This window comes from Vibrio sp. 1F263 (assembly GCF_041439035.1).
Lineage (GTDB): Bacteria > Pseudomonadota > Gammaproteobacteria > Enterobacterales > Vibrionaceae > Vibrio > Vibrio tasmaniensis_A.
Genome location: NZ_JBGONI010000004.1, coordinates 150371 through 175633 on the forward strand (window position 1 = coordinate 150371; position 25263 = coordinate 175633).

30 protein-coding genes are annotated in these 25263 nt (G+C 42.8%); 13 read left to right on the forward strand and 17 right to left on the reverse strand.

Features of this window, described 5'->3' with window-relative positions:
- The first annotated feature begins 98 nt into the window (after positions 1-98).
- Positions 99-1061, forward strand: a complete 963-nt coding sequence (locus ACED25_RS04240) for a viperin family antiviral radical SAM protein (protein ID WP_371694701.1) — start codon at positions 99-101, stop codon at positions 1059-1061.
- 636 nt (positions 1062-1697) lie between these two features.
- On the opposite strand, the gene folM is transcribed toward ACED25_RS04240, so the two are convergent.
- From folM to folK, 4 genes are all read right to left on the reverse strand, one after another.
- Complete coding sequence (gene folM, locus ACED25_RS04245) at positions 1698-2414, reverse strand: dihydromonapterin reductase (RefSeq protein WP_371694702.1); 717 nt, start codon at positions 2412-2414, stop codon at positions 1698-1700.
- Positions 2411-3049, reverse strand: coding sequence for a GTP cyclohydrolase I FolE (gene folE / locus ACED25_RS04250; protein ID WP_371694703.1), 639 nt, complete (start codon positions 3047-3049; stop codon positions 2411-2413). The genes folM and folE overlap by 4 nt, the downstream gene beginning before the upstream one ends.
- Before the next feature lie 10 nt (positions 3050-3059).
- Positions 3060-3437: a dihydroneopterin triphosphate 2'-epimerase gene (gene folX / locus ACED25_RS04255; protein ID WP_371694704.1), complete on the reverse strand. Its 378-nt coding sequence runs from the start codon at positions 3435-3437 to the stop codon at positions 3060-3062.
- Positions 3438-3579: 142 nt separating this feature from the next.
- A complete protein-coding gene (gene folK, locus ACED25_RS04260; protein ID WP_371694705.1) occupies positions 3580-4077 on the reverse strand; it encodes a 2-amino-4-hydroxy-6-hydroxymethyldihydropteridine diphosphokinase in 498 nt (165 codons plus the stop codon).
- Positions 4078-4248: 171 nt separating this feature from the next.
- Between folK and ACED25_RS04265 the strand changes: the two genes are divergently transcribed.
- A complete protein-coding gene (locus ACED25_RS04265; RefSeq protein ID WP_017109731.1) occupies positions 4249-4587 on the forward strand; it encodes a hypothetical protein in 339 nt (112 codons plus the stop codon).
- 199 nt (positions 4588-4786) lie between these two features.
- Here ACED25_RS04265 and ACED25_RS04270 read toward each other — a convergent pair whose 3' ends face one another.
- Together ACED25_RS04270 and ACED25_RS04275 are read right to left on the reverse strand one after the other, a co-directional pair.
- Positions 4787-5794 carry a tetratricopeptide repeat protein gene (locus ACED25_RS04270; RefSeq protein WP_009846981.1) on the reverse strand — a complete coding sequence of 336 codons (1008 nt, stop codon included), beginning with the start codon at positions 5792-5794 and terminating at the stop codon, positions 4787-4789.
- A gap of 285 nt (positions 5795-6079) precedes the next feature.
- The gene (locus tag ACED25_RS04275; RefSeq protein WP_012604166.1) at positions 6080-6535 is read right to left on the reverse strand and encodes an Lrp/AsnC family transcriptional regulator; all 456 of its coding nucleotides are present in this window, start codon (positions 6533-6535) and stop codon (positions 6080-6082) included.
- Between the two features lie 142 nt (positions 6536-6677).
- On the opposite strand from ACED25_RS04275, the gene ACED25_RS04280 reads away from it, so the two are divergent.
- Complete coding sequence (locus ACED25_RS04280) at positions 6678-8489, forward strand: PLP-dependent transferase (protein WP_371694706.1); 1812 nt, start codon at positions 6678-6680, stop codon at positions 8487-8489.
- Positions 8490-8779: 290 nt separating this feature from the next.
- Here ACED25_RS04280 and ACED25_RS04285 read toward each other — a convergent pair whose 3' ends face one another.
- Together ACED25_RS04285 and ACED25_RS04290 are read right to left on the reverse strand one after the other, a co-directional pair.
- On the reverse strand, positions 8780-9673 hold the full coding sequence (locus ACED25_RS04285) for a nuclear transport factor 2 family protein (RefSeq protein WP_371694707.1): 894 nt from the start codon (positions 9671-9673) through the stop codon (positions 8780-8782).
- Between the two features lie 410 nt (positions 9674-10083).
- A complete protein-coding gene (locus ACED25_RS04290) occupies positions 10084-10926 on the reverse strand; it encodes a LysR family transcriptional regulator (RefSeq protein ID WP_017085524.1) in 843 nt (280 codons plus the stop codon).
- A gap of 193 nt (positions 10927-11119) precedes the next feature.
- Here ACED25_RS04290 and ACED25_RS04295 point away from each other — a divergent pair, with 193 nt between their 5' ends.
- Complete coding sequence (locus ACED25_RS04295; protein WP_371694708.1) at positions 11120-11509, forward strand: DOPA 4,5-dioxygenase family protein; 390 nt, start codon at positions 11120-11122, stop codon at positions 11507-11509.
- A 343-nt stretch (positions 11510-11852) separates the two neighbouring features.
- Here ACED25_RS04295 and ACED25_RS04300 read toward each other — a convergent pair whose 3' ends face one another.
- Entirely contained in the window at positions 11853-12347 is a 495-nt protein-coding gene (locus ACED25_RS04300) for a YcxB family protein (RefSeq protein WP_371694709.1), read from the reverse strand.
- Positions 12348-12833: 486 nt separating this feature from the next.
- A complete protein-coding gene (locus ACED25_RS04305) occupies positions 12834-13331 on the reverse strand; it encodes a heme-binding protein (protein WP_102258562.1) in 498 nt (165 codons plus the stop codon).
- A 244-nt stretch (positions 13332-13575) separates the two neighbouring features.
- On the opposite strand from ACED25_RS04305, the gene ACED25_RS04310 reads away from it, so the two are divergent.
- From ACED25_RS04310 to nqrM, 4 genes are all read left to right on the forward strand, one after another.
- Positions 13576-14250 carry a response regulator transcription factor gene (locus ACED25_RS04310; RefSeq protein WP_009846974.1) on the forward strand — a complete coding sequence of 225 codons (675 nt, stop codon included), beginning with the start codon at positions 13576-13578 and terminating at the stop codon, positions 14248-14250.
- Positions 14234-15631 (forward strand): sensor histidine kinase, encoded by a 1398-nt coding sequence (locus tag ACED25_RS04315; protein ID WP_371694710.1) that lies wholly within the window; start codon positions 14234-14236, stop codon positions 15629-15631. The genes ACED25_RS04310 and ACED25_RS04315 overlap by 17 nt, the downstream gene beginning before the upstream one ends.
- A gap of 279 nt (positions 15632-15910) precedes the next feature.
- Positions 15911-16357 carry a NifB/NifX family molybdenum-iron cluster-binding protein gene (locus ACED25_RS04320; RefSeq protein ID WP_017088152.1) on the forward strand — a complete coding sequence of 149 codons (447 nt, stop codon included), beginning with the start codon at positions 15911-15913 and terminating at the stop codon, positions 16355-16357.
- The gene (gene nqrM, locus ACED25_RS04325; RefSeq protein ID WP_009846971.1) at positions 16354-16551 is read left to right on the forward strand and encodes a (Na+)-NQR maturation NqrM; all 198 of its coding nucleotides are present in this window, start codon (positions 16354-16356) and stop codon (positions 16549-16551) included. Before ACED25_RS04320 ends, nqrM begins: the two co-directional genes overlap by 4 nt.
- A 52-nt stretch (positions 16552-16603) precedes the next feature.
- Here the strand turns inward: nqrM and ACED25_RS04330 are convergent, their stop codons facing one another.
- Positions 16604-16882 carry a DUF134 domain-containing protein gene (locus ACED25_RS04330; RefSeq protein ID WP_009846970.1) on the reverse strand — a complete coding sequence of 93 codons (279 nt, stop codon included), beginning with the start codon at positions 16880-16882 and terminating at the stop codon, positions 16604-16606.
- A 44-nt stretch (positions 16883-16926) separates the two neighbouring features.
- Between ACED25_RS04330 and ACED25_RS04335 the strand changes: the two genes are divergently transcribed.
- Complete coding sequence (locus ACED25_RS04335; protein WP_371694711.1) at positions 16927-17418, forward strand: PaaI family thioesterase; 492 nt, start codon at positions 16927-16929, stop codon at positions 17416-17418.
- Here ACED25_RS04335 and ACED25_RS04340 read toward each other — a convergent pair.
- The 4 genes from ACED25_RS04340 to ACED25_RS04355 form a co-directional block, all read right to left on the reverse strand.
- Positions 17399-17602: a hypothetical protein gene (locus tag ACED25_RS04340; RefSeq protein WP_012604160.1), complete on the reverse strand. Its 204-nt coding sequence runs from the start codon at positions 17600-17602 to the stop codon at positions 17399-17401. The two genes, ACED25_RS04335 and ACED25_RS04340, sit on opposite strands and share 20 nt — an antisense overlap.
- Before the next feature lie 316 nt (positions 17603-17918).
- On the reverse strand, positions 17919-18062 hold the full coding sequence (locus tag ACED25_RS04345; RefSeq protein WP_009846967.1) for a hypothetical protein: 144 nt from the start codon (positions 18060-18062) through the stop codon (positions 17919-17921).
- A 26-nt stretch (positions 18063-18088) separates the two neighbouring features.
- Positions 18089-18364, reverse strand: a complete 276-nt coding sequence (locus ACED25_RS04350; RefSeq protein WP_009846966.1) for an HU family DNA-binding protein — start codon at positions 18362-18364, stop codon at positions 18089-18091.
- 392 nt (positions 18365-18756) lie between these two features.
- Positions 18757-19452, reverse strand: coding sequence for a VC0807 family protein (locus ACED25_RS04355; RefSeq protein ID WP_017096977.1), 696 nt, complete (start codon positions 19450-19452; stop codon positions 18757-18759).
- Between the two features lie 434 nt (positions 19453-19886).
- Between ACED25_RS04355 and ACED25_RS04360 the strand changes: the two genes are divergently transcribed.
- Positions 19887-20603, forward strand: coding sequence for a DUF1826 domain-containing protein (locus tag ACED25_RS04360; RefSeq protein WP_371694742.1), 717 nt, complete (start codon positions 19887-19889; stop codon positions 20601-20603).
- An 86-nt stretch (positions 20604-20689) separates the two neighbouring features.
- Here the strand turns inward: ACED25_RS04360 and ACED25_RS04365 are convergent, their stop codons facing one another.
- Complete coding sequence (locus ACED25_RS04365; RefSeq protein ID WP_371694712.1) at positions 20690-21313, reverse strand: cytochrome b/b6 domain-containing protein; 624 nt, start codon at positions 21311-21313, stop codon at positions 20690-20692.
- A gap of 221 nt (positions 21314-21534) precedes the next feature.
- Between ACED25_RS04365 and ACED25_RS04370 the strand changes: the two genes are divergently transcribed.
- From ACED25_RS04370 to ACED25_RS04380, 3 genes are all read left to right on the forward strand, one after another.
- A complete protein-coding gene (locus tag ACED25_RS04370; RefSeq protein WP_371694713.1) occupies positions 21535-21996 on the forward strand; it encodes a cytochrome c in 462 nt (153 codons plus the stop codon).
- 76 nt (positions 21997-22072) lie between these two features.
- Positions 22073-22216 carry a hypothetical protein gene (locus ACED25_RS04375; protein ID WP_009846961.1) on the forward strand — a complete coding sequence of 48 codons (144 nt, stop codon included), beginning with the start codon at positions 22073-22075 and terminating at the stop codon, positions 22214-22216.
- 477 nt (positions 22217-22693) lie between these two features.
- On the forward strand, positions 22694-24580 hold the full coding sequence (locus tag ACED25_RS04380; protein ID WP_122046683.1) for a methyl-accepting chemotaxis protein: 1887 nt from the start codon (positions 22694-22696) through the stop codon (positions 24578-24580).
- Between the two features lie 106 nt (positions 24581-24686).
- On the opposite strand, the gene ACED25_RS04385 is transcribed toward ACED25_RS04380, so the two are convergent.
- Entirely contained in the window at positions 24687-25088 is a 402-nt protein-coding gene (locus ACED25_RS04385) for an ACT domain-containing protein (protein ID WP_371694714.1), read from the reverse strand.
- Between the last annotated feature and the right edge of the window lie 175 nt (positions 25089-25263).

Below are 25263 nucleotides of genomic sequence, written 5' to 3' on the forward strand. Positions count from 1 at the left end.
TTGGTGTACTGGAGCCCGATGCTCCTACTCTGACGCTTACCGTCCGCCATGTAAAAACTTTACGGCCTACAAGAGTAGGCCTGTCAAGGAGTATACGTATGTCTACAGAAACCCACCTTGTTACTAACACAACGAACGAAACGACCTCTAGTCAGTTAAATGAACTCGTAATCAACTGGCACATAACAGAGACGTGCAACTATAACTGTACCTATTGCTTTGCTAAGTGGGGTAAACCCAATGAACTGCATCGATCATTGGATGCAATTGAAAAACTGCTCGACAAGCTAGCTAACTATTTCATTCATGGTGACCCAGAGATCAAAAGAATTCTTGGTTACCAAGATGTACGTTTAAATTTCGCTGGCGGTGAGCCAATGATGCTAGGTAGCTCGCTCTCTACGGCCTTAGTAATGGCAAAACAAAAAGGATTCAAAACTTCAATCATCACTAACGGCAGCTACCTGCTAAGAAGCCGTTTTGAGTTACCTCTTAACACTTTAGATATGGTTGGTATCAGCTTCGATAGTCAACAACATCCAGTAAGAAGAGAGTTAGGTCGTATTGATAGAAAAGGCAATTCGTTAAACATAGATGAACTTAAGCTCGCAATCCAACATCTATCGCGCACCCAAAAAGGTTTGAAGACCAAAATAAACACCGTTGTAAATGCTCTAAATTGGGAAGAAGACTTTTCTCAGCTAATCTCCTGCATATCGTTAGATAAATGGAAAGTTCTTCAAGTCATGCCGACTGGTAGGAGTGACTTGCTAGTTTCAGATGAACAATTTAGTAGTTTTGTTGAGCGACATTCAGGTAAAGGCTTACCAATCTCAGCTGAATCAAACAATACAATGACTGAATCATACTTGATGATTGACCCAAACGGACGCTTTTATCAAAACTCTAAAGGTATGTTTGGCCGTTATAGTTTCAGTGAACGTATTACTGATGTGGGCGTAGAGACTGCATTGAACCAAATAAACTTCAATTGTAATCGTTTTAAGTCTCGTTACTATGCTGGAAACTCATCCAACATTTGTGGTGAGGTGCTGACATGAAAAGTGAAACGTGCTTAGGGAAAGTATCCGGCAAACCTTTAAGATTTTATTACACGGAGTTTGAAGCACAAAGCGCAGCTGAATACTCCAAGAATGTTTATGACAATGAGTTAGCACCGTATAAATGTCAAAGGTGTAATTACTGGCATTTATCGCCCAAATGCAGAATGACTCCCAGTCAAAAGTGTAGCAAGTGTACATCTGCTACCAATGAGTATAAAAATTCGTACTTAACAAGCAAGGAAGCAAAAATCAGAGCAAGTATAATTTACGAAGAGCAAGGCATTGCGTTAGATGTTTATAAGTGCAGGCATGGTAACGGTTGGCATTTAACTAAAACACGAAATTACTGACAAGGTATCAATATCAATTCAATTAGTTGCCCATGACAAAACAGCTAAGTTAATGAGATAATGTTGTAGTTTTCAACTAAAACTAAGGTCTCGCTATTGCGAGGCCTTTTTACTTTTAGTGGAGTGTTTTAACTCTAAATCGGACCTTTTCATGTTGGAAATTTGCTTGGTCCAGTTCCGCCTGACACGGCATAGTATTTAGCCTTATGTTGGATCGTGCTCAGTCAATCAGGTTTATACAGTTACGTTTACGATGCTGCCGTCAGTGCACAACGTAAGAGCATCACTTCAAATGTCTGCCGCCATCAAGGTGCAAAGTTCTTCCTGTCATGTAGTGACTGGCCAACACAAACTTGATGCCATCTATTATTTCGTCAAAGCCCGCTTCTGTGGGAATCAGAGCTTTCTGCAGCGCTTTGGTCTTGTATGCCTCATCGTCATGCTCATTAAACTTAATCATGGCTGGAGAGAGGGTATTTACTTTGACCTTGGGAGCCAGCATCGCTGAAAACGATAGCGTTAGGTTGTTGAGCGCCGCTTTACTGGCCGCGTAAGCAATGTGTTTTTCACTGCCTTTTTCTGCAACGTAGTCACTGATGTGGATGATGTCTGAAGTTTGATCGCCAGATATCAGTTGGTCTTTGAGTGTTAAATTGAACAGATAAGGCACGGTAGCGTGAATCGTCATCATCTGGTGCATGATGTGTGATGCATTTTCACTGGGATCTTTCTTGCTCTCAGGTTTCCAGTCCGAAGCGTTGTGTATGACGGCTCTGAGTGTCTTATATTCTTGACCAACATAATCAAGAAAGCCCTCTAAGCTGCTTTGTTGATAAAAGTCTACTTGCTGCAAGTCGGCTCCATTGTCGCGCAACCGTTGCAGTTGAGGATAGTCGCTGCGGTAAGTGCCAACCACTTTGTATCCATCCGCTATAAGTTGCTGCGCCAATGCGAATCCGAGTCGCTTTCCCACGCCGGTTATCAATATCGTTTCACTCATCGTAAAAACTCAGCTCTGGTTTGAGGGTTAGTTTTGAAAATACCACCGAGAGCGGTTGTTGAGGTTTCAGAGTTTGCATCCATGACGCCTCTGGATTTAACGCAATAGTGCGTGGCTTTAATCGTCACGGCCACGTTTTCTGTCTCTACTAGAGTCTGTATCGCGACTAGGATTTGCTGAGTAAGGCGTTCTTGTACCTGAGGACGCTGAGCAAAGAATCGAACGATACGGTTTATTTTAGACAGCCCAAGAATCTTGTTTTCAGGTATATAAGCCACTTCCGCTAAACCATCGATGGTAATGAAGTGGTGTTCGCACGTCGACGTTAAATCGATATCCGATACCTTGACCATTTCATCAACCGACATTTTGTTTTCTATAACACTGATTTTCGGGAAGTTATCGTAATCAAGCCCTGAAAATATCTCATGGACGTACATCTTTGCAATGCGATGAGGTGTTTCAGCAAGGCTGTCATCGGTTAAATCCAGCCCAAGCGTACTGACCACTTCCGTCAACAGTCCTTTGATGCGGTTGTACTTTTGGTTGGGATTCATTTCGCTCGCTGTCATTGGAGTTTCAAGTCCTCTTGCGAGCAACGCTTCCCTTACTTTTTCGGCTTCTGTATTCAGCATGACGCACTCCTTATGAATTATTGTCGCTGTCTGCTTCATAGCTCAGGGTGAGCGAAACAGAGTCAGCAAAACGTAGCGCATGAGGCTTGTCGATTCTCACTTGAGCGTATTTCACCCATGGATGATCGATACAGATGCCGAGTACGTCGCTGGTCAATTTTTCCAAAAGCAGAAACCTTCCGGATTCGACGTGTTGAATGACCTTCTTGCAGATGTTTTTGTAGTTAAGCGCGTTGTCCACATCATCAGATAGGCAAAGGTTGTTAGCGGGGTAGTGGATTTCTGCGTTGATAACAATGTCTTGCTGCTTAGACTTTTCTTCTTCGTTGAAGCCGATGAAGGTTCTTAGTCTGAGGTTTGTAATGGTGATAATGGCGTTGTGATTCATAACAGTGTCCAATCCTTAGAAAGTGAAGTCAGTTACGTGCTTGTTTTAAGAAAAGATCAGTAAAGCTCAGGTGATTAAGAGTTCAGTCGTTCCTTTAGCCGTTGTTCATTTTGTAGCCGTTCTTTTTTCAGTCATGGAAAGGCTAAGTGAAACTGACCTGGAAAGGGATGGGTTCGGTTTTCTGGCTCAATTGATCGAAGCTTTCCCAGAGCTGCTGATATGAGATGTCTAGAGTGGGGTGGTGTTCTTGCGCGGCAACATCGACTAACGGTCTGAGTACAAATGCGTACTCGGTGATTTCGCCTCTAGGCAGCTCTACGCCATCAATAATGCCGACTTGATTACCATAAAGAAGGATGTCGATATCCATCGTGCGTGAAGCATAGGCTTTGGTCTGGCGCTTGCGATCATTCTCTGCTTCGATTTGATGTAGAACCTGAATCAGTTCGGCGACAGGAAGGTTACATTCGAATCCAACAACTAGGTTCAGGAAGTTATCCCCTTCGAAACCGACAGGCTCGCAATCGTAAAAATTAGAGATGTGCAGTGGTGCAAAGCGGTCATTCAATGCGTTGAGAGATTCTGTGACGTGGTGTTCGCGGTTAATGTTGCTTCCGATGCTGACGTAGACGTTGGCCATAGTATTTCCTTTTTGTTTAAGAAACCTATACGTCCAACTCACGATGAAGATCAGCTATGCATCCTCTTAAAAACAGGAAGATAAAAGAAAATAGGGTTCTGCCGCAAATCGCCTCTGATAGTGATAGAATCCCCGCATCAGAATTATCGAGAATCTAGGTATTTATAAACAATGTTTATCCATCACGTTAACGGCATCGACTGGCTGGTGATTACAGCTTTTGAAGAACTGAAAACTATGTTTATCGAAGATGCAGGCCCAATCCCATCTTACTTCTCGACCGCCAGTGAATTGAGCCTGATTGATCAAGCCAAGCGCAGCTATGGATTTTTACCTAAACTCCGCGGTGTGATCACTGATACCGGCACGTATCAAAGTGAAAATCTTGAAGAAGATTTGAACCCACAGCTTGCGTGTATCGTTGAAGGGCGAGGCCGAGTGTTTATCTATCACGGCGACTACGTGGCTTTTGTCGATGACGAACAAACCTTCATTACCCGAATGGACTGAATATTATTCAGTGGGTTTGGAGCGGTTGATTGGTTAATTGATTAATTGATTAATTGATTGCGAATAAGCTGCTCTGTAGATAAAACTAAGGCCTCGTGTGTGTGAGGCCTTAGTTTTGAGGCTGTTACAATAAACCGATCTCTAACGGGTAATTGGATAGAAGTGTTCTAGTCCATGACAATTAGAGTCGTTACTATCCTTACCAGATATCTTCGATTAAAGAGTCTTTAAGCTGCGCAGCTGCGGCAATGTTTTCTTTCGACATGTACTGTTTCACGTCTATGATCTCTTTCTCTGCATCCGAGTTACCGTATTCCTGTGCGACTTCAAACCATGCTAGCGCTTTAACAAAATCGCTCCATGTACCGTGACCATTACGGTAGGCGTAACCAACGGAATATTGACCATAATCGTTGCCCTGCATTGCGGCGTGAGTGTAATACTCTAATGCTTTTTTTGCGTCTGTAGTTTTGAAACCACACGGTTTTTTGTATCGCGTAGAAGAGTAAATATCACCCATCTTCACATAAGAAAGTGTATGTTCATCTTCTTCAATAGCTTTGCTAAATAATTGCATCGCTTTAGAGCAACTCTTTTCAACGCCTTGTCCATTTAGGTAAGAAATACCCAAATTGTACATAGCACTTGCATCGCCTAAGTTAGCCGATTGCTCAAACCAATACGCAGATTTGGAGAAGTCTTGAGTGACGCCTTGACCTTCATCGTATGAAAATGCGAGTTGATACATAGCGTCAGAATACCCCGCTTTTGCAGAAGCTAGGTAATAATCGTTGCCTTTCTTTAGGTCGACAGGTGTACCTTCACCATCAAAATACATTACGCCTAATGAGTAGAGCACATAAGGGTCTTTGCTGGTTTCAGCTTTGTGGTACCAAGCCAGTGCTTTTTCGTATTGCTCTTCGTAGTAATAATTATCTGCCAAGGTAATCATCGCTTTTACCTCACCAGATTCCGCTACTTGATTCATGTACTCATATCCGCGTTGTAAGTTCTCTTCATACATTGAATCTTCAATTAAAAGGTTAGCAGCCTGCATTAGCAATTCGTTATCGCTAGACGTTTCTGCGTTCTTTAAAAGTGCGAGTTCTTCGCCTTCAAAAGCTTCTATCTCAAGATCGTATGCAAAAGTGCTAGCGGATAGCAGCAGCGACAGTGACGTTAAAAAAGTACAACTTTGTTTTATCATTTAAGCCATTTCTTATATTAGTAATGTTTCACATGAATATAACAAAACAGCTTTGAAAATAAAGGAAATTTCGGGATATCGAAAACCGAATTCACGACAATGAGACCTAGGGCATCTCAATATACTGGAAGCAACCAAGACTGGTTAATAAACGTTGACCCAAGCGATTAACTCTATGGCTTAGGCGCGGAAACTAGGTGGCACTGACTCAGTAGCAATGGACAGAGCTCTATATGTGCCGATAATGATCTAGAGGTCTTTAAACCCAAGTTATCGTGACACTCATTACCTGACTGGCAGCTTGGTCTTAGTTTTTACCTGACCGAAGGCGAAGCTGGATTCAATAGAAGCAATATTGGGCAGGCGAGTTAGTTGTTTACGGATGAACTGCTCGTAGCTTTTGAGCGACTCGCTGACTACATGCAATAGGTAGTCGTGATTGCCCGTCATTAGAAAGCACTCTAACACTTCATCAATCACTTCGATGTGCTGTTCAAAGTCTCGCATGTTCTCTTCTGTCGGCTTTTCAAGTTTCACCAACACAAACACATTGACTGGCAGGCCACACGCTTCTTGGTCAACACTGGCGTGATAGCCGCGAATAATCCCTTGTTTCTCTAATGCTCGAACTCGGCGTAAGCAAGGAGAGGGCGACAGTGCTACTCGGTCGGCCAACTCTTGATTAGTCAGCCGAGCGTTGCTTTGCAGTTCAGCCAGTATTTTCTTATCGATCTCATCCATTGGCATATTCCATCAATATTGAATTTAGTTTGGCAATATTATTGCTCAAAGTGTATGTCTTACTTCGTAAATAGCAATTTTTAGCATCTGCACAAAACTAAAATTAAAGGAGGAACAACCAGTATGGAATGACTTAGGAACTATGAATACTTCAACTCAACTTAGCCCGCTGCGTAAAACTACCAAACACGAACAAGCAGAAGCCCTTGCCATTGAGCAAGCCAAGCATTTTGGTATCGACCCAAACAGTGATTACGGCGTCACGCTTATCGAACTGGCGACGACACTGTACAAAGCCAATACCAAGACACACGATCTTTGGGCATTGACGGTTGATGGCCTTTCAGAGCTCGATAAGAGCGACCGAATCGCTTGGTTTAACGCCAAACGTTTTTTGTCATTCCAGATCGCTAAGATCCTCGACAATCTGCAAAACCCAATGCGCGCCACTTACCAGTCTATTGCCACCAATAATGGTAATTTTGCATCCAAAGGTGCGTATCCTATCTTCGATAATGTCGCTGCTATTTTCTCTGCGAGCCCTGTGATTACACGTACCGCGACCTATTTGTTTGCGTGTACAGAATGGATTGAAGATGCGTTTAATGGTAAGGAGCCGCTGCACGATATTTACTCTCGACTGCTTAACCCAACATCGATTTCACTGGCTAACCACATGGTTGATATTGAGGCGGGCTCTAGAGCTAATGAGTACCTCGCATGGAACTTTAACTCGGGGATGGCCGCTATTGATGGGTTGTTGAGCCATCTACTTGGGTATGAAGACATTGTCTTAGCTTCACGCAATATCTACGGCGGTTCTTACCAACTGTTGGAAGATTGGTTTGGCAAGCCTTCGAACCTGAATGTCGCGGTAGAGTGGGTGGATGGTTACTCCGGGGATGAGTTTGCGACGCGACTTGATGAGGTTGCCGATAAATACGCGGATCGAATCGCTGCGGGTAAGAAAATCTACGTCTACCTAGAGTCACCGTGTAACCCGCATGGATACGTGTTAGATGTTGCTAGTATCAGTAAAGCAGGTCACTCTCGTGGTTGGGACGTGATTGTTGACTCGACAGTGGGCACGCCTTTATTACACCCAGTACTGAAACGTGATGATGTGATGGAAAGACCCGATTATGTTATTCACTCTTACACCAAAGAACTGGCGGGTTCTGGCACCACAACTGCTGGGGTCGTGATTGGCCGTAACGAGACCATGTTTATTCCAAAAGGAGAGGAGGTCACTTTCACCAAACCTAACGGCGATGCGGCCACCATTCCATGGAACGAAACGCTGTTTTGGAATGTGTACTACATTAAGGGCGCATTCCTAGACGCAGACAAAGCGTTTGAAGTGCTTAATGGCATGAAAACGTATGAGATGCGAGTGGTGCAAAAAACGATTAATACACTGACTCTCGCGAAGATCTTTGATGCTCACCCAGACATCAATGTGTCGTGTCCAGCTTTGCCAGACAGCGATAACTATGAACACTGCCAGAACAACATGTACTTGGGTTTACCAGCGGCGCTTTTCACAATCGATATGGAAGGTAACGGCGACCGTGCACCAATCAATCGAGATGGGTTTAAACAGTTCTTCGACATGCTTGAGCCAGCAATCGGCATGCAAGTGAGCTTAGGGCAAACCAACACCGTGGCCTTGTGCCCAGCACTGACCACGCACTCAGAGCTCAGCGATGAAGCGTTAAATGAAGCAGGCATCAAGCCAACCACAATGCGTATCTCTATCGGCTTGGAAGATCCGCGAATGTTCATCGCTCACATTATCGAGGCCGCTAAATTGTCGATTGACCGCAAACACGCAGACTTCTCATCGAGTTTCCCGAGTGGTGAGAGTATCGATGAAATCTATATGCAAACCTATATGGATGTACACCAGAGGTTTGTGAAGAGCTTGCCGAAGTTCAGTCAGCTTACTCAGTAACTTAGGTCAGTAAGGAAAGTTAACAAGAGAAGGCAGTGAAGTAGGGTAGCTGTAAACGTTAAATGAAAAACGTAAGGCCTCGCGTGTGCGAGGCCTTTTGGGTTTCGGGTAATAACATAAACCAATCTAGAACAAATCTTAGAAAAATGCGTCGATGAATCACCTAATAGCCTTTAACTCGTAGAATATGGGTAATTTATTTCTTATAACATAAGGCAAATATGAGCGGAAAAAGTAGTTTTTTGGACAACACTGATGTTGAGCACTTTTTCCACTCAATGAAGCTGCAATTAACGTTGGCTAGGGTAACCAAACACATCGTTCTCGTTGGCTGACTCTCCAGTTTGAGTTTCTGCAATATCCCAATGCTCTATAATTTTCCCTTCGTTATTAAAGCGGAAGATATCAATGTAACCAACACCTAAATCGCCTTTTTTACCGAGGTCAATTTGCTTAGAATGAACAAGAACCATGTCACCCATCGCGATTGTTTTTGCTATCTCCGTTTTTAGCTTAGTCCCGTTACTGTTTAAGTAATCAAGGTAACCAACCAATGCTTTTCTACCATTTGGAACCTCTGGGTTGTGTTGAATATAGGTTTCGCTAGAAATATACTTTTTTAACGCACTTGTATCCGCTGGGTTTTCAAAGCTTTTCAACACAGCAATGGCTCTGCCTCGATTACGCTCGATGTCTTGAGTTGCATCATAGATATTCGCGTCTGGCCCTTGGTACATGGTGTTTTTGTTTTCAGATTTTTCCGGAACTTGTTGGTAGTGATCCCAATGCTCTACCAGCATGCCATTTTCTTCTCTCCAGATATCAACATAAACATATTCCGCACCGTCTGAAGTTGTCCAAACAGAGTGTATTGCGACATAAGGACCTTCTGCAATGGTACGGTAGATATCTACTTTCACGCCAGGATCAGCAGTTAACTCGCCAGCTACCGCTTTAATCAGTTCTGCTGGTCCATCGCCATAAGCTGTAGCGTGTTGGATGTAAGTGTCACCAACGTACTTTCCGAAGTTGTTCAAATTCCTATAAACCAGTACATCTTCATAGAAGCCTTCCGCTAGTTTAATGGATTGATTAGTTTGAGCATCAATGGTGCTTAGGTTAGCAAAGCTTGGGGCAGTAAATAGACAAACAGCCATTCCGATTGCAACAGATTTAATAGACATGATTCTTCCTTTTTAGGTTTGTTTTGTTTGAGCACCTGTATGCTAGCCAGTCTAATTAATTAAAAAAATAGGGCATTATTCATACTTCTCATGAACAAATTCGATTGGTTGTAGTTGTAGTTGTAGTTGTAGTTGTAGTTGAGGTAGTTGCGAGGTGGTAGGTAAAGTCTATTACTTAAATCGAGATCTAATGATGGTCACGGGATACTGGCTGGGATCTGATAACTACTTATTTTAAAGGGCAAATCAGAGCAATATAATTACTCTGAATAGATGAATAGATGAATAGATGAATAGATGGGTTCAATACACAGGCGTTTACTTGGTTTCAAAAAACAGAAACCTCATACCATGGTCGGTCTTTTTTAACATACAGCCAAAAAACTAAGAGTATCAATCCCAAATAATACTCACTGTAATCGATTTTTAAGCCAAGAATGACGCTCTGACTGCTTATTTCTATTGTGCCAGACTTTAACAATATTGAAGTGAGGAAGCTCAAAAGGTAAGGGGACCTGCTTAAAGTCTCTAAATAACGTTTCTGACAAGCGAGAAGGCATAGTCACTATGATATTTGTATCTTTAATTAAAGACGCTATCGCCCCAAAACTAGGCGCACTAGCCACGATTTTTCTCTTCACGCCTCGTTTTTTAAGTATTGTGTCTATCTCGGTTTGGTGAGAATGCTCAAAAGACATGATGGCGTGAGGTTTGGAGCAATATTGCTCTATCGTTGTTGGCGGTGTTTGCTTTTGAGGATTGTAAAAACAGACCTCTTGGTCAGAAAACAACTTAGTTTGAATTAAATCCGACTCGTTACTCGTTAGTTCAGGTGACAAAACAAAATCTACATCGCCAGACCTAAGTAATGAAGCCCACTGAAGTTGAGTTCTGGCTGGAGCTATGTGCAACGAGCTCATCGGCGCTGCTTTCTGAAAATCATGAAACATAGGTTTTATAACGGTTTCTATTTCATAGTCGTTAGCTGCGATGGAAAAAACTTTATCATCTATTAGTGGGTTGTATTGTTGTGAGCTTGCGAAAGCTTGCATCGCTATTACGATTTCTCTGGCCTTTTCAATAAGTTCTCCCGCCTTTGGCGTAGGCGCGATGCCTCTTCCTGAAGTGACAAACAATTCATCTTTTACTATTTTGCGCAGTTGGTTAAGCCCATGGCTAACTGTTGATTGAGTAACCCCCATACTATCCGCTGCCTTTGTTACTGATTGGTGTTCGTAAACGCTAATAAACATGCGAAGTAGTCGTCCATCCAATGTAGAGTAATCGAAAGTATTCATAGGTAACATTCAACTTATGCAGTGTATTAATAATATAGGTTGTAACATACTCTTTCTCGATAAAACAGAACCAAAGATTGACTCACCGGAATGAACGATATTTTCGAGTTAATCGTGAATAAAGAATTCCAGTTTATAGAGGTATTTTATGCCCAGTTTTACTCCCCAATTACCAATTGCGTATGGTAATCACCAAGAAGCAATATCTTCTCCGAGGTTAAAAGGTTGGCATGCACATATTTATTTTAACGAACTTACCGAGCAAACGGCTCAAAGGGTAATTAACGATATAGCATTAGAAATTACAGATCTCAGACAAGGCCAACTGCATCGAAAATTGATTGGCCCTCATCCCTGTTGGAGCTGTCAGCTTTACTTTAAACCACATTTATTAAGTGACGTAGTCACTTGGTTGACGTTCAACCGAAAAGGTTTAACGATACTTTTTCACCCCATCAGTGGAAATGATTTGTTAGATCATAAAGATAGAGTTTTTTGGATGGGAGATGTCAAAGACCTAAATCTAGAGAATCTATAAAGCCCCAAATTTGTATCGATGATGAAAACAATGAAAAACATTAGACATAAATGTATTGGCCGTACTTTCCAATACAAAAAACGTTTTAATTTATGTTCTACAAAATGGAAGGAATTATGTTCGAAATTAAGTCGTTAAATTGACTTTATAATCCAACAGGATGGGTTTATTGGAATGGGTGGGATTAATGGGAATGCTTGAGAAGATTGATCAACAATGGCTAAAAAGTTTTCACTGTGTCTATGAGAGTCATAGCTTTTCTCAGCTGCTTTTTTAGTTGTGCCATACGAATTATTAAAGATGATAGAAAAATGCCTGCCAAATTGGCAGGCATTTATTGATGCTAATTTGCTTTGGAAGCTTCGTGTTGCTCAACCATGAACGCAACGGCTTCATCGTTTAGACAAGATTTACTGACGTATTGGCGCTGTTTTCCAATATGGAGGATAAAACCTAAATCGGTTTGTTCAAGTTGGTCGATGTCACGCCAAGCGATAGTATTGGTGGCTTTACGGTTTTTATAACTCACACCATCAGTATCCCCTGAAAAGACCACTTTGCTGCCAGCACCTGAGCTGATTTTTTGTCGCCATAACCACCAGGTTCTCTTGCAATATACACTGAACGCTTCAATCACACTCAAAACGATAAAAAACCAGCCTACGTAGCCACTAGGTAACAGTTCAAACTCCAATAGAACCCAACCAAAAATAAGAAACAAAAATGCCTTTAAATAGGCTTTTGGAAACTGAGTCGGAAGGCTAGTTTGATCATAACACTCTGCGAAAAACGTTTTGTCGAGGGTGTATTCTGTGGTGAAACCGGGATCTTTAGGCATGTGTGGCTACTTTGTAGTTCTTTGTTGAGGCGCATTATATCGCTTCACGCTGGTTTGTCTTAGCGGTTTCAATCCTCTTTTGTAAATCAATAATACTGAATGCGTTTACTCGCATGATAGCTAAATTGTTACGCTGTAGCTAAGTGGTCGCCCCGCGACAAGCTGTCATGTCTCTCATAGCTATTTTAAGTAACCTTGTTGCTCCATTCATTGTATTGCGCTTTAGATACCGACTTCATACTACACCAACTTGGCGACCCCAGTCTTCCTATACTCACGGCTTTTCTTTTTACGTTGTTGTAATTTTAACCCAAAGTAACAGCTGTTCTATACGTTTCTATATTAAGTGAATGATGTTAGACCGCTTACTGTTCTATCAGATGAAATGTTGTTCTTATAACAAATTACCCCGCAAGTGCGAGGTATTTAGAGGCTAGCGTATAGTCAAATAGGGCTAGCCAATTAGTTTTCTGTTAATGGGTTTTCTTAGAAAAACTTCTTAATCGCTTTTTCAGCACAAGCGACATCTAAGTGGCCACCCGGAGCGCCACCCACACCAATCGCGCCTATCATGGCATTGTTCAGTTGTACCGGAACACCACCCGCCAGGAACAACAAGTTGTCGTCCATATTCTGCAAGGGTTGCATGATAGGTTTGTCGGCGATGAGTTTCATCAGGTTACCTGACGGCTGCTTCATGCTTGCCACTGTGAACGCTTTTTTGCGTGAGCTATCAAGAGTGTGGATGCCTGCGCCGTCAGAACGTAGTTGAGCAATCACATTGCCCGACAAGTCGACAACAGTCGCAGAAACCTTGTAGCCATCGGCTTCACATTGATTAACGGCTTCATGGGCAAGCTTGAAGGCCGCTTCTGATGATATTTGAGTGAAAGAGACCGTTTGTGTTTCTGCTGCCATTGCATTGTGAGAAAGGCTAAGGAAACCAAGGGTTGCTGCTAGTACTGTTAGGTTTGTCGTTTTCATGTTTACTCCGTTAAAGCATCTGTTTTCAAAAAGAATCTGTTTTCAAAAAATATTCGTTTTTCAAATTCCGAATTCTATTTTTTGTTTGTTTAGAAAGGGTGTTTTTAATCAACTGGTTCATACTAACGAATGCATGATTACGACTGGCTTTCTTGAACATTACAAAGTTGCAATGTTGGTTATATTCGAGAAAGGATATTGATAGAGTGTATTAAGACCACGGCAAATAAATAAACGGACGTTAATGAAAATACTGTTGATTGAAGATGACATTCATATCGCGAGATTTTTGGTGAATGGTTTTCAGCAAGAAGGGATAACGGTGACACACGCAACAGATGGTGTTGATGGATTACACGAGGCCGTAACCGAAGAGTATGACGTGATCATTCTCGATATCATGTTGCCAAAGAAAGATGGGTTTGAAGTGTTGGCTGAACTCAGAGGGCAAGGCTACGCGACGCCTGTCATCATATTAAGTGCCAAACACTCAGTGGAAGAACGAGTGCAAGGGCTACAGTCAGGTGCTGATGATTATTTGGTAAAACCTTTTGCATTTCCTGAGTTATTGGCTCGTTGCCAAACCTTGGTGCGTCGAGGTAAGCAACCGACAACTCAGCCATTAGAATTGCATTACGGCCCGCTTAGCTTAGACCTACTTAAACACACGCTGCAAAGAGATCAACAAACGATCACCATTAATCAGCGCGAGTTTATGTTGATGAAATTACTGCTCGAAAACCGAGAGGCTGTGATGTCGAAAACGGCGATTCTTGAGCATGTTTGGGGGCATCAGTTTGATCCGCAAACCAACGTGGTCGATGTTTTGGTTTGTAGGCTTCGCAGCAAAGTTGATAAGGGTTTTTCTAAGCCGTTAATTCACACACTTCGAGGTGTTGGCTATGTCCTCAAGTCGTAGTATTGAACAGGCGCTTGCTAAAACGCAGAGACATTTGTTGGTTCGCTTTATGTCGACTTTACTGCTCTGCTTGCTGCTGGTGGAACTGATTGTTGGGGCGATCTTCTTTTTCGACCTTTACCAAACGGAAAAGAAGATCCTTACGTCTATGTCGACCGAGTATCAGCGTATTTTGATTTACGATTCGAGTGAGCGATTGATTCATGTTTTAGAGGCGAATCCTCATCGGCTACTCGAAAACAACATTGCGGCGTATAAGCTTGAGAAGGGCGCTTCATCTGATGGCGTGTTTATCGCTGGTGTTCAACATTTATCAACAGCACAGCCTTTTTCTAACTACCAAATTGATGACAATCGTTCATGGCTAGAGAGCTTCATCTTTAGTCCCTATATGTCGTTACCTATTGAAGGGGAGCAGTATGATTTCTGGTTGGTTTTGGATAACCGAGCAAGAGACTTTATCGCCTACAATCAATGGCTAATGACCTTATATGCGTTGCTTGCTCTCGTGGCTGTGACCGCAGTATTCACTCGTAACATCATCCAGAGTGCGATGTCTCCGTTAGTGACCTTTGGCGACCTGCTCGATAAGCTGAAAAAAGGGCAGTTAGAATTTCCTAGCACTAAAAATGAAGCCGAATCTGATTTAGCGCAAGGGCTCAACGTGATCAGCTCTAGTGTCCATACTGCGGTTGCCAAGTTACAGCACGTGACGACAACCTTGAATACGACCGTCGATGCGATCGCTCATGATATTCGAACTCCTTTGTCGCGTATTACGTTAGCCTCCCAAACGGCATTGCTCAATAACGCCGACCAACAAGCGATGAAAGACGCATTGGCGGACTGCTCTGAGCACGCTATGCAGGCCAGTAATATGTTAACCGCCTTGATGAAACTGAATGATGAGCTAACTGGTAAACGCATACCGCAGAAAGTATCGACTCAGGTCTCTGACGTGATTAGCAATGTGATGAGCTGGTATGAAGATGTTGCAGAGGACAAACGAATCGAGCTGGTGGTTGAGAGCGCTGATGGTCTTGCGATTCAGTCAGACCCTGATAAGTTGACTCAGGTGTTGGTTAATCTTGTTGATAACGCGATTAAGTACACCGAGCCCGAAGGAAGAGTGACGGTCAAAGCGGAGCAAAGCACCGAAGGTAAGGTCGAGATAAGTATCCAGGACACCGGTGTGGGCATTGAACAGAAATATCAGGACTTGATTTTTGACCGACTTTACCGAGTCGACAGCAGCCGCAGCAATATCGAGGGGTATGGTCTTGGATTATCTTTAGCGCTTGCCATGGTCGAGAATCTAGAAGGAACGCTAGTCGTTGAATCTGAATTGGGTGTGGGAAGTACTTTTACTCTTTCGTTGTAACAACGATTTATATCGTCACTTCGTCTTTGAAATTTCAACTCTTACGCACAAAGAATGCCCCGCACTAGTGGGGCATTCTTGTTTTGGGGAAGGGAGGTTCTCCATGAACAGGTTCGGGAGGTAGAGTAACCTGCGCCAACCCTATTGGCTGCTTGTAGCTTGTAGCTTTTGATCTTAGCTATCGATCCAGTAAATCTTATTTTTCACATGATAGTTATTGGCATATGCCAATAACGGGGCGTATGCTGAACTTCTGATCATCAATAACAGGAAGTTACTATGTTATACGCAATACCTTGTCGTGACCTTCATGTCGGCAACCATTTTGCCCGTTCTCCACAGATCGCGATTGTCGATGAGCAACAACAAATAAAGCATCTTATTCCTTTGGTTGAGTCAGACAGCCCGTGCAATAAGAAGAAGCAATGGATGTCCGTCGTTAAATCTTATGATGTGAAAGCTGTTGTGGTTCGTCACATCGGGAAGAAAATGCTGTCGCACTTGTTCAATCATGATGTTCGCGTTTTTACATCTAAAGGAAAAGCCGAAGTTACCACTCTGGATTTCAGCAATCTACAAGAAGTAACCGACCTCGATTATGGTCGCGAGTCGCGAAATAGTGGGTGTAGCAATAAAACGTGCGGCGAGAAAGGGCACAAAAAACAAGCTTCGATTTTAATGGCACAGCCTAATCAGCTAGGCGCTATTCGAGGGTTCCGTAAATGACCTTTTTGTTGACGCTATTAGGGTTTGTCGGAGTTGTTACACTGATGGCGATAGGCGTGATTTTTTCGCGCAAGCCAATCAAAGGCAGTTGTGGAGGACTCGCACAGTTAGACATTGAGCGCGAATGCAATTGCAAGGATGTGTGTGAAGGGCAAAGCCGAAAGTTGTATCAGATTACTGAGCCATCAAGCTAAGTATCAAGAGTTCTCGCTCGCTGAGTTAAATAACTTCTGGCTAACACGTGAATTAACTGCCTTGAATCACCAACGCATGGCCGTTGACGATGCACTTGGCGACTTTGGCTCTTGCACGCTTAATGATGTTGCCGAACGTTTGGCGAGACACCTGCATCTGCTCGGCGGCTTCAAGCTGGCTCAATCCTTCTTGATCAGCCAAGCGTAAGGCTTCTAACTCTTCTAATAGCAATTCTTCTTTATGAAGCTCGTCCATAGGAACGCCATTAGGCTTAAAACATGAGTAAGCCGCACGGGTACATAATTGACGATGTTTTTTTGGTCGAGCCATATCTATCTCTAGGAATCTAAGGGTACACAGGAATAAGGGTAAGTATGAAGGTTTTCATTCCTCACAACCATCGGCGTTGCCAAGTGTGCAGCCAAGGTTTTTTCACAGATAGCCCCATTTGTTTTGAAGCTGTTGGCGAAGGTGAGACTTTGGCTCAGTACGAAACGCTAGCTAAGCATGAAACGCCAGTTAAGCGTGAAAATTTAGCTAAGTATGAAGCTATAGCCAGGATTGTACCAACAGATAAAGCTGAGGGCTACGACGGTATTATGCAGGGGGGTATTGTTACTGCGTTACACGACAGCGCGATGTTGTATTGCTTGTTCCATAACAATATCAATGCGATGACGGTGAGTTTAACTTCTCGCTTTCACCATCCAATCGCCATTGGTCAGGAACTCGAAATTTGCGCTCAATGGGTGAAAAGCAGACGTAATCTTTATTTCCTCGAAAGCCAAATTACGCAGTGTGGGAAGTTATGTTCGTCGGCAAAGAGTCAGTTCATGTCAGCCCCGCCTAGATTTGATCTGAACTAGAAGCTTTGTTCTTTTTGAAGTATTTGAACGCTGTCCAGACGGCATAAGCCGAAACACCTACGATCAACGCTGAGCGAAGTAGAATAGGTGCATCATGCTCAAGTTGACTAACATGCGGCACAATACTAGCGAACAATCGACTGGTAAAAAGCAGCCCCATTACTAACATAACAATTTTATTCATGTGACCTGCCGTTCAATAGGGTACGTTGCACAGAAACAATTATGGGGTGGGTTACACGGCCAAAAAACTATTCTGCTCGAAATAAAATCATGCGCTTCTCAAGCTTGGTCGTCAACGCGATATCAGCTTAAAGCCAGTAAGCTAAAGTTTCGTTTTTGAAAGCGAGGGGGATTAAAAGTGAAGAGGGGATTGAAAGGGGGAAGAAGAGTGATGCGCTAGGGCTTGTTCTTCAAACTAAAATGCCACCGCAAATCTGCAGTGGCATTTGAATGACAACAAACCATCATGTAAATCTTTATTACAGCTCGAATACAAACTAAAGCTCTAACAGTTTGGCTAATTCACGCTCTTCGAGCAGCTCTTCAATGCGTTGACGAGCCTTAGGCCCTTCAGCTTGTGCTTTGGTTGACTTGCCGGCTTTTTTACTGCGGCTCGTTTTTGTTTTTTCCTTAGTTGTCATCGGTAACCTTCCTTGTATTTTCTATCTTACAGGTTGCATGTCTCTTTTAGTGCTTTACCTGCTTTAAATGCTGGTGTTTTTGACGCTGAGATTTGAATCTCTTCTCCAGTTCTTGGATTGCGACCAGTGCGAGCAGCGCGGCTATTCACTTTAAAGCTACCAAATCCAAGGATAGATACATCGTCGCCATTAGCAAGCGTAGTCGAGATGCCTTCAACGAGTGCATTGAGTGCTGTGCCTGCTTGCTCTTTTGAGATGTCAGCAGAAGTTGCGATGTGTTCAACTAATTGAGATTTGTTCATGTTTTAAATTCCTTGTCGAGTTCGTCTGGCGTTTGGTTTTTGCAAACTATTGGTTAAATATGACCAATATGAACTGAAGTTATGTCATTGCTAGGATTGAACTTTGTAAAGTAACAAACGAAGTTGATTATAAAAACATATCACGCCTCATTCAATGCAAATCATTGACTATTACTTGTTTTCGGCCAGTTATGGACAGTGAGTCATGAAAATGAACATCGTTTTGTTTAAATTAATTCATGATATCAATTGAAAGTTAATATTTTGCTGTATGTAGAACAGACAAAAAAGCCCAGCGTGTGTGCTGGGCTCATGCTTTTTTGAAGCAATCTGTTTTTTAAAGCAATCGAGTATTTGAAGCGGTTTTGTACTCGGAGCTAACGCAACGAAAATTATTTAGTAATAAAGATCTGTTCCGTTTTTAGCGAAGTCATCGAGCGAACTTGGCGCCAAATGTAGTAGAAGATACCTAACATCATCAACATACTTGGTATAGCGATGGCCGGGTAGCTGTAAAGTGTCAACTTACCCAATTCTTCATTAAAAGCTGCAGTACCTGCTGGGCTAGTCACAATCCAAGTCGCTAGAAAGTAGTTCATCGCAGAAGAAAATGCGAAGGTACTAGCGAATAGGTAGTTTGACTTCATTAGGCAACGATTAAACTCTGCTTGGTTACCAAACTCTCTTAAACGCTCTTCGATTAGAGATATGTTTAACAGTGCAGGCGTGAAGATAACTTTTTGGATAAACGGGTAGCGAGTGAAGGTTGAGCCAAGAACCGCTAAACCAATTAGGCCGGGTATTAATGCTTCTTTTAATGCTAACCAACGAGTATCAAGTTCGAAGAAGCCGATACCGCCGGTTAATAATACGCTGACAAAGCCAAGTGCCGCGATGAAGTTAAACTTCTTGTTGCGGACTAACTCCATACCACCGTAAGCAATAGGGAAGGCAAGCGCGACAAGTAGTGCTAAGCCAGTTCCTAGGTGTTCCTCTCCACTGAACTTCATTAAGATGAATGAAGGAAGAAAGACGTTAAATACGACTTCGAAAAGAGGACTCGATTTTTTGTTTTCTGTGCTGCTCATAATTTCTAAATACATTATGTTATGGATTTATTCTCAGGGATTGTTGTTTACCTCGCTCAAGATGTAAAGCCTTAAGACGTCATGCTGTGTAACGACATGTGACATCAACGACATCTCCGAACTTATAGAACGCGTAATTCAACACTTTCGTGTCTGTGTTCTCGACCAACTTGGGGCTTATGGTGTGAAAGCCGTTGCTTGGTGAGTCAATTTATATGAACGCCATAGCTAAGCTTTCGAGTTTATCTGCTGTGATCCACATTCATCAAATTACCTAGGCTACAAAGGTATATCCATATAATTGGAAACATGTACGGCAAGTTGTTTGTGATATTTTAGTTATGTTATAACATAACTAAAATATCACTCTTACTGAGAATAGCGTTCGTATCGGTAAGAGGAAAACATCAAGCATGTATCAAGGAGATGACGTAATGAATGCCGTGTCAACGAAACCTGTGACAACCGATAATAATCAGCCACTTAACATTGGTTCTGCTGCGAGTATCAAGGTTCATGCGAATCATGATCCATGCTTTAGCGCGTCTGAGCTGCCAACGGTGCTGCCAGACATCTATCAAAGCAATGTCAATATTACGATTTGGCAGCGTACATTTGATGAAGATTTAACCATGGCAATCAGTGAATTTATCGCCTTGAATCCAAACTTCAGTAAATCTATGAGCCTGTCTCCAGACAACGCCTATGAGAAATTGGAGTTTGCTACCGACGAAACCGCATCTAAAGCACTACTAGAAAACATGGTAGAGCTGGTGGATATGTTCTGTTGTTTGTTTGATCTTGAAGAAGTAGGGCTCCGTTTAGCGGTTCTGAATAAAGCGATGTGTCCACGCTTCCATGTTGACCAAGTCCCTTGCCGTTTAGTGACTACCTATCATGGTGTTGCCACTCAATGGCTGCCAAACGACTTGGTCGACCGTACGAAGCTAGGAAGAGGGAGTAACGGAAAGCCAGATTCAGAGTCAGGCTTGTACAGTCATGAGTCGGATATCGAGCAACTTTCGAGTGGTGATGTGGCATTGCTTAAAGGGGAGCGATGGAGTGGCAACGAAAACGCGGGTCTGGTGCATTGCTCACCCGTAACTTCATTTAACGAGACGCGATTGTTGCTGACGTTAGATTTTGGTTAGTCGCGCTCTATTCGCGAGACGATTTTTAGAAGTCGTCGGCTTACCCCTTTTGTACATCCGGTTTTATACTCGTCAAACCTATTAATTTACGCCAACACTGTCAGCATAATGATGAGCAGCGCCGCTAAAGCTAGTACGCCTAACGCACGCCATTGAGAAACAAACGCAACACTGCCATTAAGTTCGATTTTTCTTTGGAAGCCAGTGACCATTGCCCAAGTTAATGGTTTTGAGCGTAATTTATAGAACAAAACGGCAAAGACGTGTACCGCAATCAGAGTTGGAAGTACTTTTATCATAGTGAGGTGAATGTTTTCTAATAATGAAAATACGGAGTCATTCAACCAGATATTTGCATAGGGTAAGTGATCAAGAAGCCCTGCTAAGGCTAAACCAGAAACACACTGAATAGTTAAAGCTGATAACAGTGTAACAACCATCCAACCGCCAGCAGGATTATGGCCTGGCTTTTCTTTTTCTTTTCCTAATAAATAACGAACTACTGATTTAGGTGATCGTAAAAACTGTCTGAACCGGCTCGTTTCGCTACCCACCCAACCCCAGACCAATCGCCAAACGATTAATGTCATAAGTGCTAGCCCAAGTTGAACGTGGGGTCCATTACCTGAAATGCCCGATGCCATTAACCCCATGAAAAGCGCCGCTTGCGTCCAATGGTATAGGCGAGTTGATAGATCCCAAATCTTCATAGTTTCACTCTCTCTTTTGTTTATTTAATCTCTGTTCGCTTTACAGTAATTTACACAGCAATAGTTGCAATTGCAACTATTGCTGTGTAAATTGACTTTATCAAGGAAACACAGGCATCAAAGAAACACAGACATCAGAGCAAAACGGAACACCGAAACGAATCATCGATGTCTGTATCGAAACCAGACAACAAAAGCTATATGAAGCGAGGAGAGTCAATATGAACAAGAGAATGATTCACAAGAGATTGCTGAGCCTACTGTGCACTACAACCGTTTTACTTAGTACCCACGCTTGGGCATCACAAGATCATTCGAACCAAATTGAACAGCGCCAATACGCATTTACACAAGTTGAAACCTTGATTGAGCAAGCCAAAGACTTATTAGATGGCAACGATACGAGTTGGCAGGTATTAGAAGAAACGAGTTTAGAGCTAACGGCTCATAGCGAGTTGTTACTGACGTCATTTCCGGTGGGCAGTCAAGAGGGAAGTAAAGCTAAAGAGAGTGTGTGGAGTGAGCCTGAAAAATTCGAACGACTACTAAGTCAAATGAATCAAGGGTTCCAAGAACTCTATCAAGGTAGCCAACAAGGTGATGTATCACTGGCGGAATCAGGATTAGAAGCAGCGCAGGCGACTTGCAAAAGTTGCCATCGTTCATATCGCTCACGTTGGTAATAACATTCAGTCCGCTCAATTAACTAACTAACCCCATTTAACCAGTTAAAACTATTTAGCCAAAAAGGAACAAAATATGAAAATGAGTATGTTTATAACACTAGCCGTTTCAATCATGTTTTCTGCTTTAACAAACGCAGCAGACTATGCCGTTGCTCTAGGCTACGCTGATGTGAATGTTCAACATTTGGGCTACAAACTTTCTGTGACGAACAACTAGTAGTCGTTGGTTGTTGAGTTAGTATTGGGTAAGTGAAAATACAATAACTGACAAAACTAATAGTTAGTAAAATAATTAAATCGATTATTAACTAACCCCAATTTCGGTGAGATCTAAGTAATCGAATATAAGTGTTGATCTGAAAGAAATAAGAATGCCGTTGGGTTTAAATGACGAGAAATAAAGGGCTGAACGTTATGTGTTGGGTCCTTTTCTATTTTTCGTCTAGGTAACAACACTATGTTGAGCGTATTTAACTTAATTACCCTTCAACAGGCTGTTCGGTATGATTTCTCATACAATCAATGATTTGCTTGGTGAATGTCTCGCTATACGTGCCCCTACTCACATATATTGCTGATATTAACCTTAGATGGTTTATTAATTTATTTTAAAGCGTAAAATAAATGGTGCTTGCAAACCGCATTGGTGACAAATTTGTCACCGCGGTTTTTACTTCCAAATTATAGGTTTCCTATGTTCAAGAAACTCTCGCTTAAAAATAAGCTGGCGATCTCTGCCAGCATGGCCATTATCCTGGGGGGGATTTTGGTCGAGGTATTGTCTTTTCGTGCTTCATTGCAACGGTTAGATATTGAAGTTGAACAGCGCTTAGAAGGTGCATCAGCTTCTTACAATCAATATGTATCGGATTGGATCTTATCCAAAGAACGTGCGCTTACTTCACTTTCGAAGGAGTCAACACAAGAAAGCTTGGTGACTCACCTGAAGCAGGTTCGTGATTCAGGGGCGTTTGATAATGTGTTCTTAGCGTTCCCAGATGGCTCGCAAAAAAATGCGAATGGCGTAGTGTTGCCACCGGGCAATGATGATCCACGCGTATGGGGTTGGTACACCAATGCGGTTGCGAACCCAAGTAAGGTGTTCATGGATAACCCAACGGTTGCCGCGGCAACTGGGGCGAACGTTGTGTCGTTGGGTACTGCAATGCAACTGCATGGCCAGCAGGTCGTTTTAGGTGCTGATGTAGAAATTACCGACATTCTAAACAGCCTTGAAAAAGTGATTCTTCCAGGCGAAGGCTACATGTTTATCGCGACCAACAAAGGCACGGTTTACACGCACGCTGATACAAAGTTGCTGAATGAGAACATTAGCTCGCTAGGGCTAGATTTTTCTGATGTACAGAAGGCACTGACTAGCGGTAAAGACACGGCTATCGAGTTAAATGGCAGCGACTATGTTCTGTACGCACGTGCGATTGATGGTACAAGCCTGATTACTATCAGTGTTGTTAATCATGACTCTTTGGTTGCACCGTTATTTGATGCGGTGATCGGTCAAGTGTTGGTGACACTGTTGGTTGTGATTGTATGTACCATATTGTTTAACCTGCTGTGTACTATTCTGTTCCGTCCGTTGAACCATGTGTCTCAAGCACTGGCGCAGATCGCTAATGGTAGTGGTGATTTAACTCAGCGTATTCATGTTGAGAACCAAGATGAAGTAGGAGAACTAGCACAGAACTTCAACACTTTTGTAGGAAGTTTACAGCAGTTGATTGGTCATATTCGTGGGCAATCAGAGCAGCTTAACAGCCAGTCAGAGAAAAGTACTCAGCGAGCGAATCGTTCGGTGGATGAGCTTAATCATCAACAGCAAGAGATCACCATGGTGGCGACGGCTGTAACGGAAATGGCGAGTGCAACGCAAGAGATTGCATCGCATGCTGAGCAAACAGCAAAAGCGGCACAAGACTCTGCGACAAGCACTAATAGCGGTCACGCCCTGGTTGTCGATACCAAAGGTTCTATCAATAACCTTGCCAATGAAGTGAATGAAGCAGGTAATGTGATCAGTGAGCTAAACAAGCATGCTCAAGAGATTTCGACGGTACTTGCTACGATTCAAGGTATTGCAGAGCAAACTAACTTGCTTGCTTTGAATGCTGCGATTGAAGCGGCGCGTGCTGGTGAACAAGGTCGTGGTTTTGCTGTAGTTGCAGATGAAGTACGTGTGCTTTCTCAACGAACTCACTCTTCAACAGAAGAGATAAAGTCAACGATTGATGTTTTACAACGCACAACGGCTCAAGCGGTTGATCTTATGGAGAGCAGCTCGAAACTGGCAATACATTCCGTCGAAGATGCCGACCGAGCTTCACATGCGCTAGAAGAGATCAACACAGCGGTGGCTTTGATTAGTGATATGGCGACTCAAATAGCTACCGCAGCAGAAGAGCAAACGCACGTGACGGGTGAAATTACTCAGAACATTACGACCATTAAAGATGTTACCGACCACTTAGTTGTGGGCGCACAGGACAGCTTAACTGAGTCGAACGAACTTAAGAGCCAAGCCGCTGGTTTAAGTGACAAAGTGGCGACTTTTAAGCTTGCTTAACTGTTTCACTCACTGATGCCTGATCAGTGAGTGATTGTTAAGCAATAAGTCAAAGCGACGTAGATTACGTCGCTTTTTTTATATTTGTGAGTAATCAAATTCTTTATTAATCAGTTTCTGAAAACTCTTTCAGCGCACTCATTGCAGCTTCTGCTTTCTCTTTCTGAACGAAGATATGGTCATGGTAATAACCAGCAATTACGTTGGCGCTAATGCCGTATGAACCTAGCTTGGTGGCAAAAGCCGCTGTTAATCCAACTGCTTCAAGACTCGAGTGGACCGATAAAGTGATCAGGCTAAATACACCGTCGAAATCGAGTTGAGCTTGGCGTGCGGCATCCTCAGTGAGTACCAAGGTTAAGCCTTCTTTTTCACGAAAGGTCGCGATTGGTTCGAGTTGAACATGATCTGCCAATCCTCCGTCTACAGTACAAAAAACGTAATCACCTTCAATGAGCTCTGGTGACATGGACTTTAGCAGAATGTCTAAATCGGTAATGGCGGTCATCGTCTTTTTCCCTGCGTAATCGCGTTTGTTTATGGTGTTGGATAATGCAGCCAAGATAGAATTTAGCTCTGCATAAGTAAAATTAATAATACTTATTCCACATCAGTATCGTTAATGTCTAGATTCCTTCCATCTTGATGGCATCGAACAAGTGCTGAGTGGTGAGATGGAGTGG

Excerpts from the sequence above, each read along its gene's own strand:
- ACED25_RS04265 (WP_017109731.1), top strand. The coding sequence starts at position 4,249 with ATGTTTATCCATCACGTTAACGGCATCGACTGGCTGGTGATTACAGCT.
- ACED25_RS04310 (WP_009846974.1), top strand. The coding sequence starts at position 13,576 with ATGAAAATACTGTTGATTGAAGATGACATTCATATCGCGAGATTTTTG.
- ACED25_RS04285 (WP_371694707.1), bottom strand. The coding sequence starts at position 9,673 with ATGTCTATTAAATCTGTTGCAATCGGAATGGCTGTTTGTCTATTTACT.
- ACED25_RS04380 (WP_122046683.1), top strand. The coding sequence starts at position 22,694 with ATGTTCAAGAAACTCTCGCTTAAAAATAAGCTGGCGATCTCTGCCAGC.
- folM (WP_371694702.1), bottom strand. The coding sequence starts at position 2,414 with ATGAGTGAAACGATATTGATAACCGGCGTGGGAAAGCGACTCGGATTC.
- ACED25_RS04360 (WP_371694742.1), top strand. The coding sequence starts at position 19,887 with ATGAATGCCGTGTCAACGAAACCTGTGACAACCGATAATAATCAGCCA.
- ACED25_RS04280 (WP_371694706.1), top strand. The coding sequence starts at position 6,678 with ATGAATACTTCAACTCAACTTAGCCCGCTGCGTAAAACTACCAAACAC.
- folK (WP_371694705.1), bottom strand. The coding sequence starts at position 4,077 with ATGGCCAACGTCTACGTCAGCATCGGAAGCAACATTAACCGCGAACAC.
- nqrM (WP_009846971.1), top strand. The coding sequence starts at position 16,354 with ATGACCTTTTTGTTGACGCTATTAGGGTTTGTCGGAGTTGTTACACTG.
- ACED25_RS04315 (WP_371694710.1), top strand. The coding sequence starts at position 14,234 with ATGTCCTCAAGTCGTAGTATTGAACAGGCGCTTGCTAAAACGCAGAGA.
- folE (WP_371694703.1), bottom strand. The coding sequence starts at position 3,049 with ATGCTGAATACAGAAGCCGAAAAAGTAAGGGAAGCGTTGCTCGCAAGA.
- ACED25_RS04355 (WP_017096977.1), bottom strand. The coding sequence starts at position 19,452 with ATGAGCAGCACAGAAAACAAAAAATCGAGTCCTCTTTTCGAAGTCGTA.
- ACED25_RS04290 (WP_017085524.1), bottom strand. The coding sequence starts at position 10,926 with ATGTTTATTAGCGTTTACGAACACCAATCAGTAACAAAGGCAGCGGAT.
- ACED25_RS04350 (WP_009846966.1), bottom strand. The coding sequence starts at position 18,364 with ATGAACAAATCTCAATTAGTTGAACACATCGCAACTTCTGCTGACATC.
- ACED25_RS04295 (WP_371694708.1), top strand. The coding sequence starts at position 11,120 with ATGCCCAGTTTTACTCCCCAATTACCAATTGCGTATGGTAATCACCAA.
- ACED25_RS04305 (WP_102258562.1), bottom strand. The coding sequence starts at position 13,331 with ATGAAAACGACAAACCTAACAGTACTAGCAGCAACCCTTGGTTTCCTT.
- ACED25_RS04345 (WP_009846967.1), bottom strand. The coding sequence starts at position 18,062 with ATGACAACTAAGGAAAAAACAAAAACGAGCCGCAGTAAAAAAGCCGGC.
- ACED25_RS04320 (WP_017088152.1), top strand. The coding sequence starts at position 15,911 with ATGTTATACGCAATACCTTGTCGTGACCTTCATGTCGGCAACCATTTT.
- ACED25_RS04375 (WP_009846961.1), top strand. The coding sequence starts at position 22,073 with ATGAAAATGAGTATGTTTATAACACTAGCCGTTTCAATCATGTTTTCT.
- ACED25_RS04385 (WP_371694714.1), bottom strand. The coding sequence starts at position 25,088 with ATGACCGCCATTACCGATTTAGACATTCTGCTAAAGTCCATGTCACCA.
- ACED25_RS04365 (WP_371694712.1), bottom strand. The coding sequence starts at position 21,313 with ATGAAGATTTGGGATCTATCAACTCGCCTATACCATTGGACGCAAGCG.
- folX (WP_371694704.1), bottom strand. The coding sequence starts at position 3,437 with ATGAATCACAACGCCATTATCACCATTACAAACCTCAGACTAAGAACC.
- ACED25_RS04335 (WP_371694711.1), top strand. The coding sequence starts at position 16,927 with ATGAAGGTTTTCATTCCTCACAACCATCGGCGTTGCCAAGTGTGCAGC.
- ACED25_RS04240 (WP_371694701.1), top strand. The coding sequence starts at position 99 with ATGTCTACAGAAACCCACCTTGTTACTAACACAACGAACGAAACGACC.
- ACED25_RS04300 (WP_371694709.1), bottom strand. The coding sequence starts at position 12,347 with ATGCCTAAAGATCCCGGTTTCACCACAGAATACACCCTCGACAAAACG.
- ACED25_RS04340 (WP_012604160.1), bottom strand. The coding sequence starts at position 17,602 with ATGAATAAAATTGTTATGTTAGTAATGGGGCTGCTTTTTACCAGTCGA.
- ACED25_RS04275 (WP_012604166.1), bottom strand. The coding sequence starts at position 6,535 with ATGGATGAGATCGATAAGAAAATACTGGCTGAACTGCAAAGCAACGCT.
- ACED25_RS04330 (WP_009846970.1), bottom strand. The coding sequence starts at position 16,882 with ATGGCTCGACCAAAAAAACATCGTCAATTATGTACCCGTGCGGCTTAC.
- ACED25_RS04270 (WP_009846981.1), bottom strand. The coding sequence starts at position 5,794 with ATGATAAAACAAAGTTGTACTTTTTTAACGTCACTGTCGCTGCTGCTA.
- ACED25_RS04370 (WP_371694713.1), top strand. The coding sequence starts at position 21,535 with ATGAACAAGAGAATGATTCACAAGAGATTGCTGAGCCTACTGTGCACT.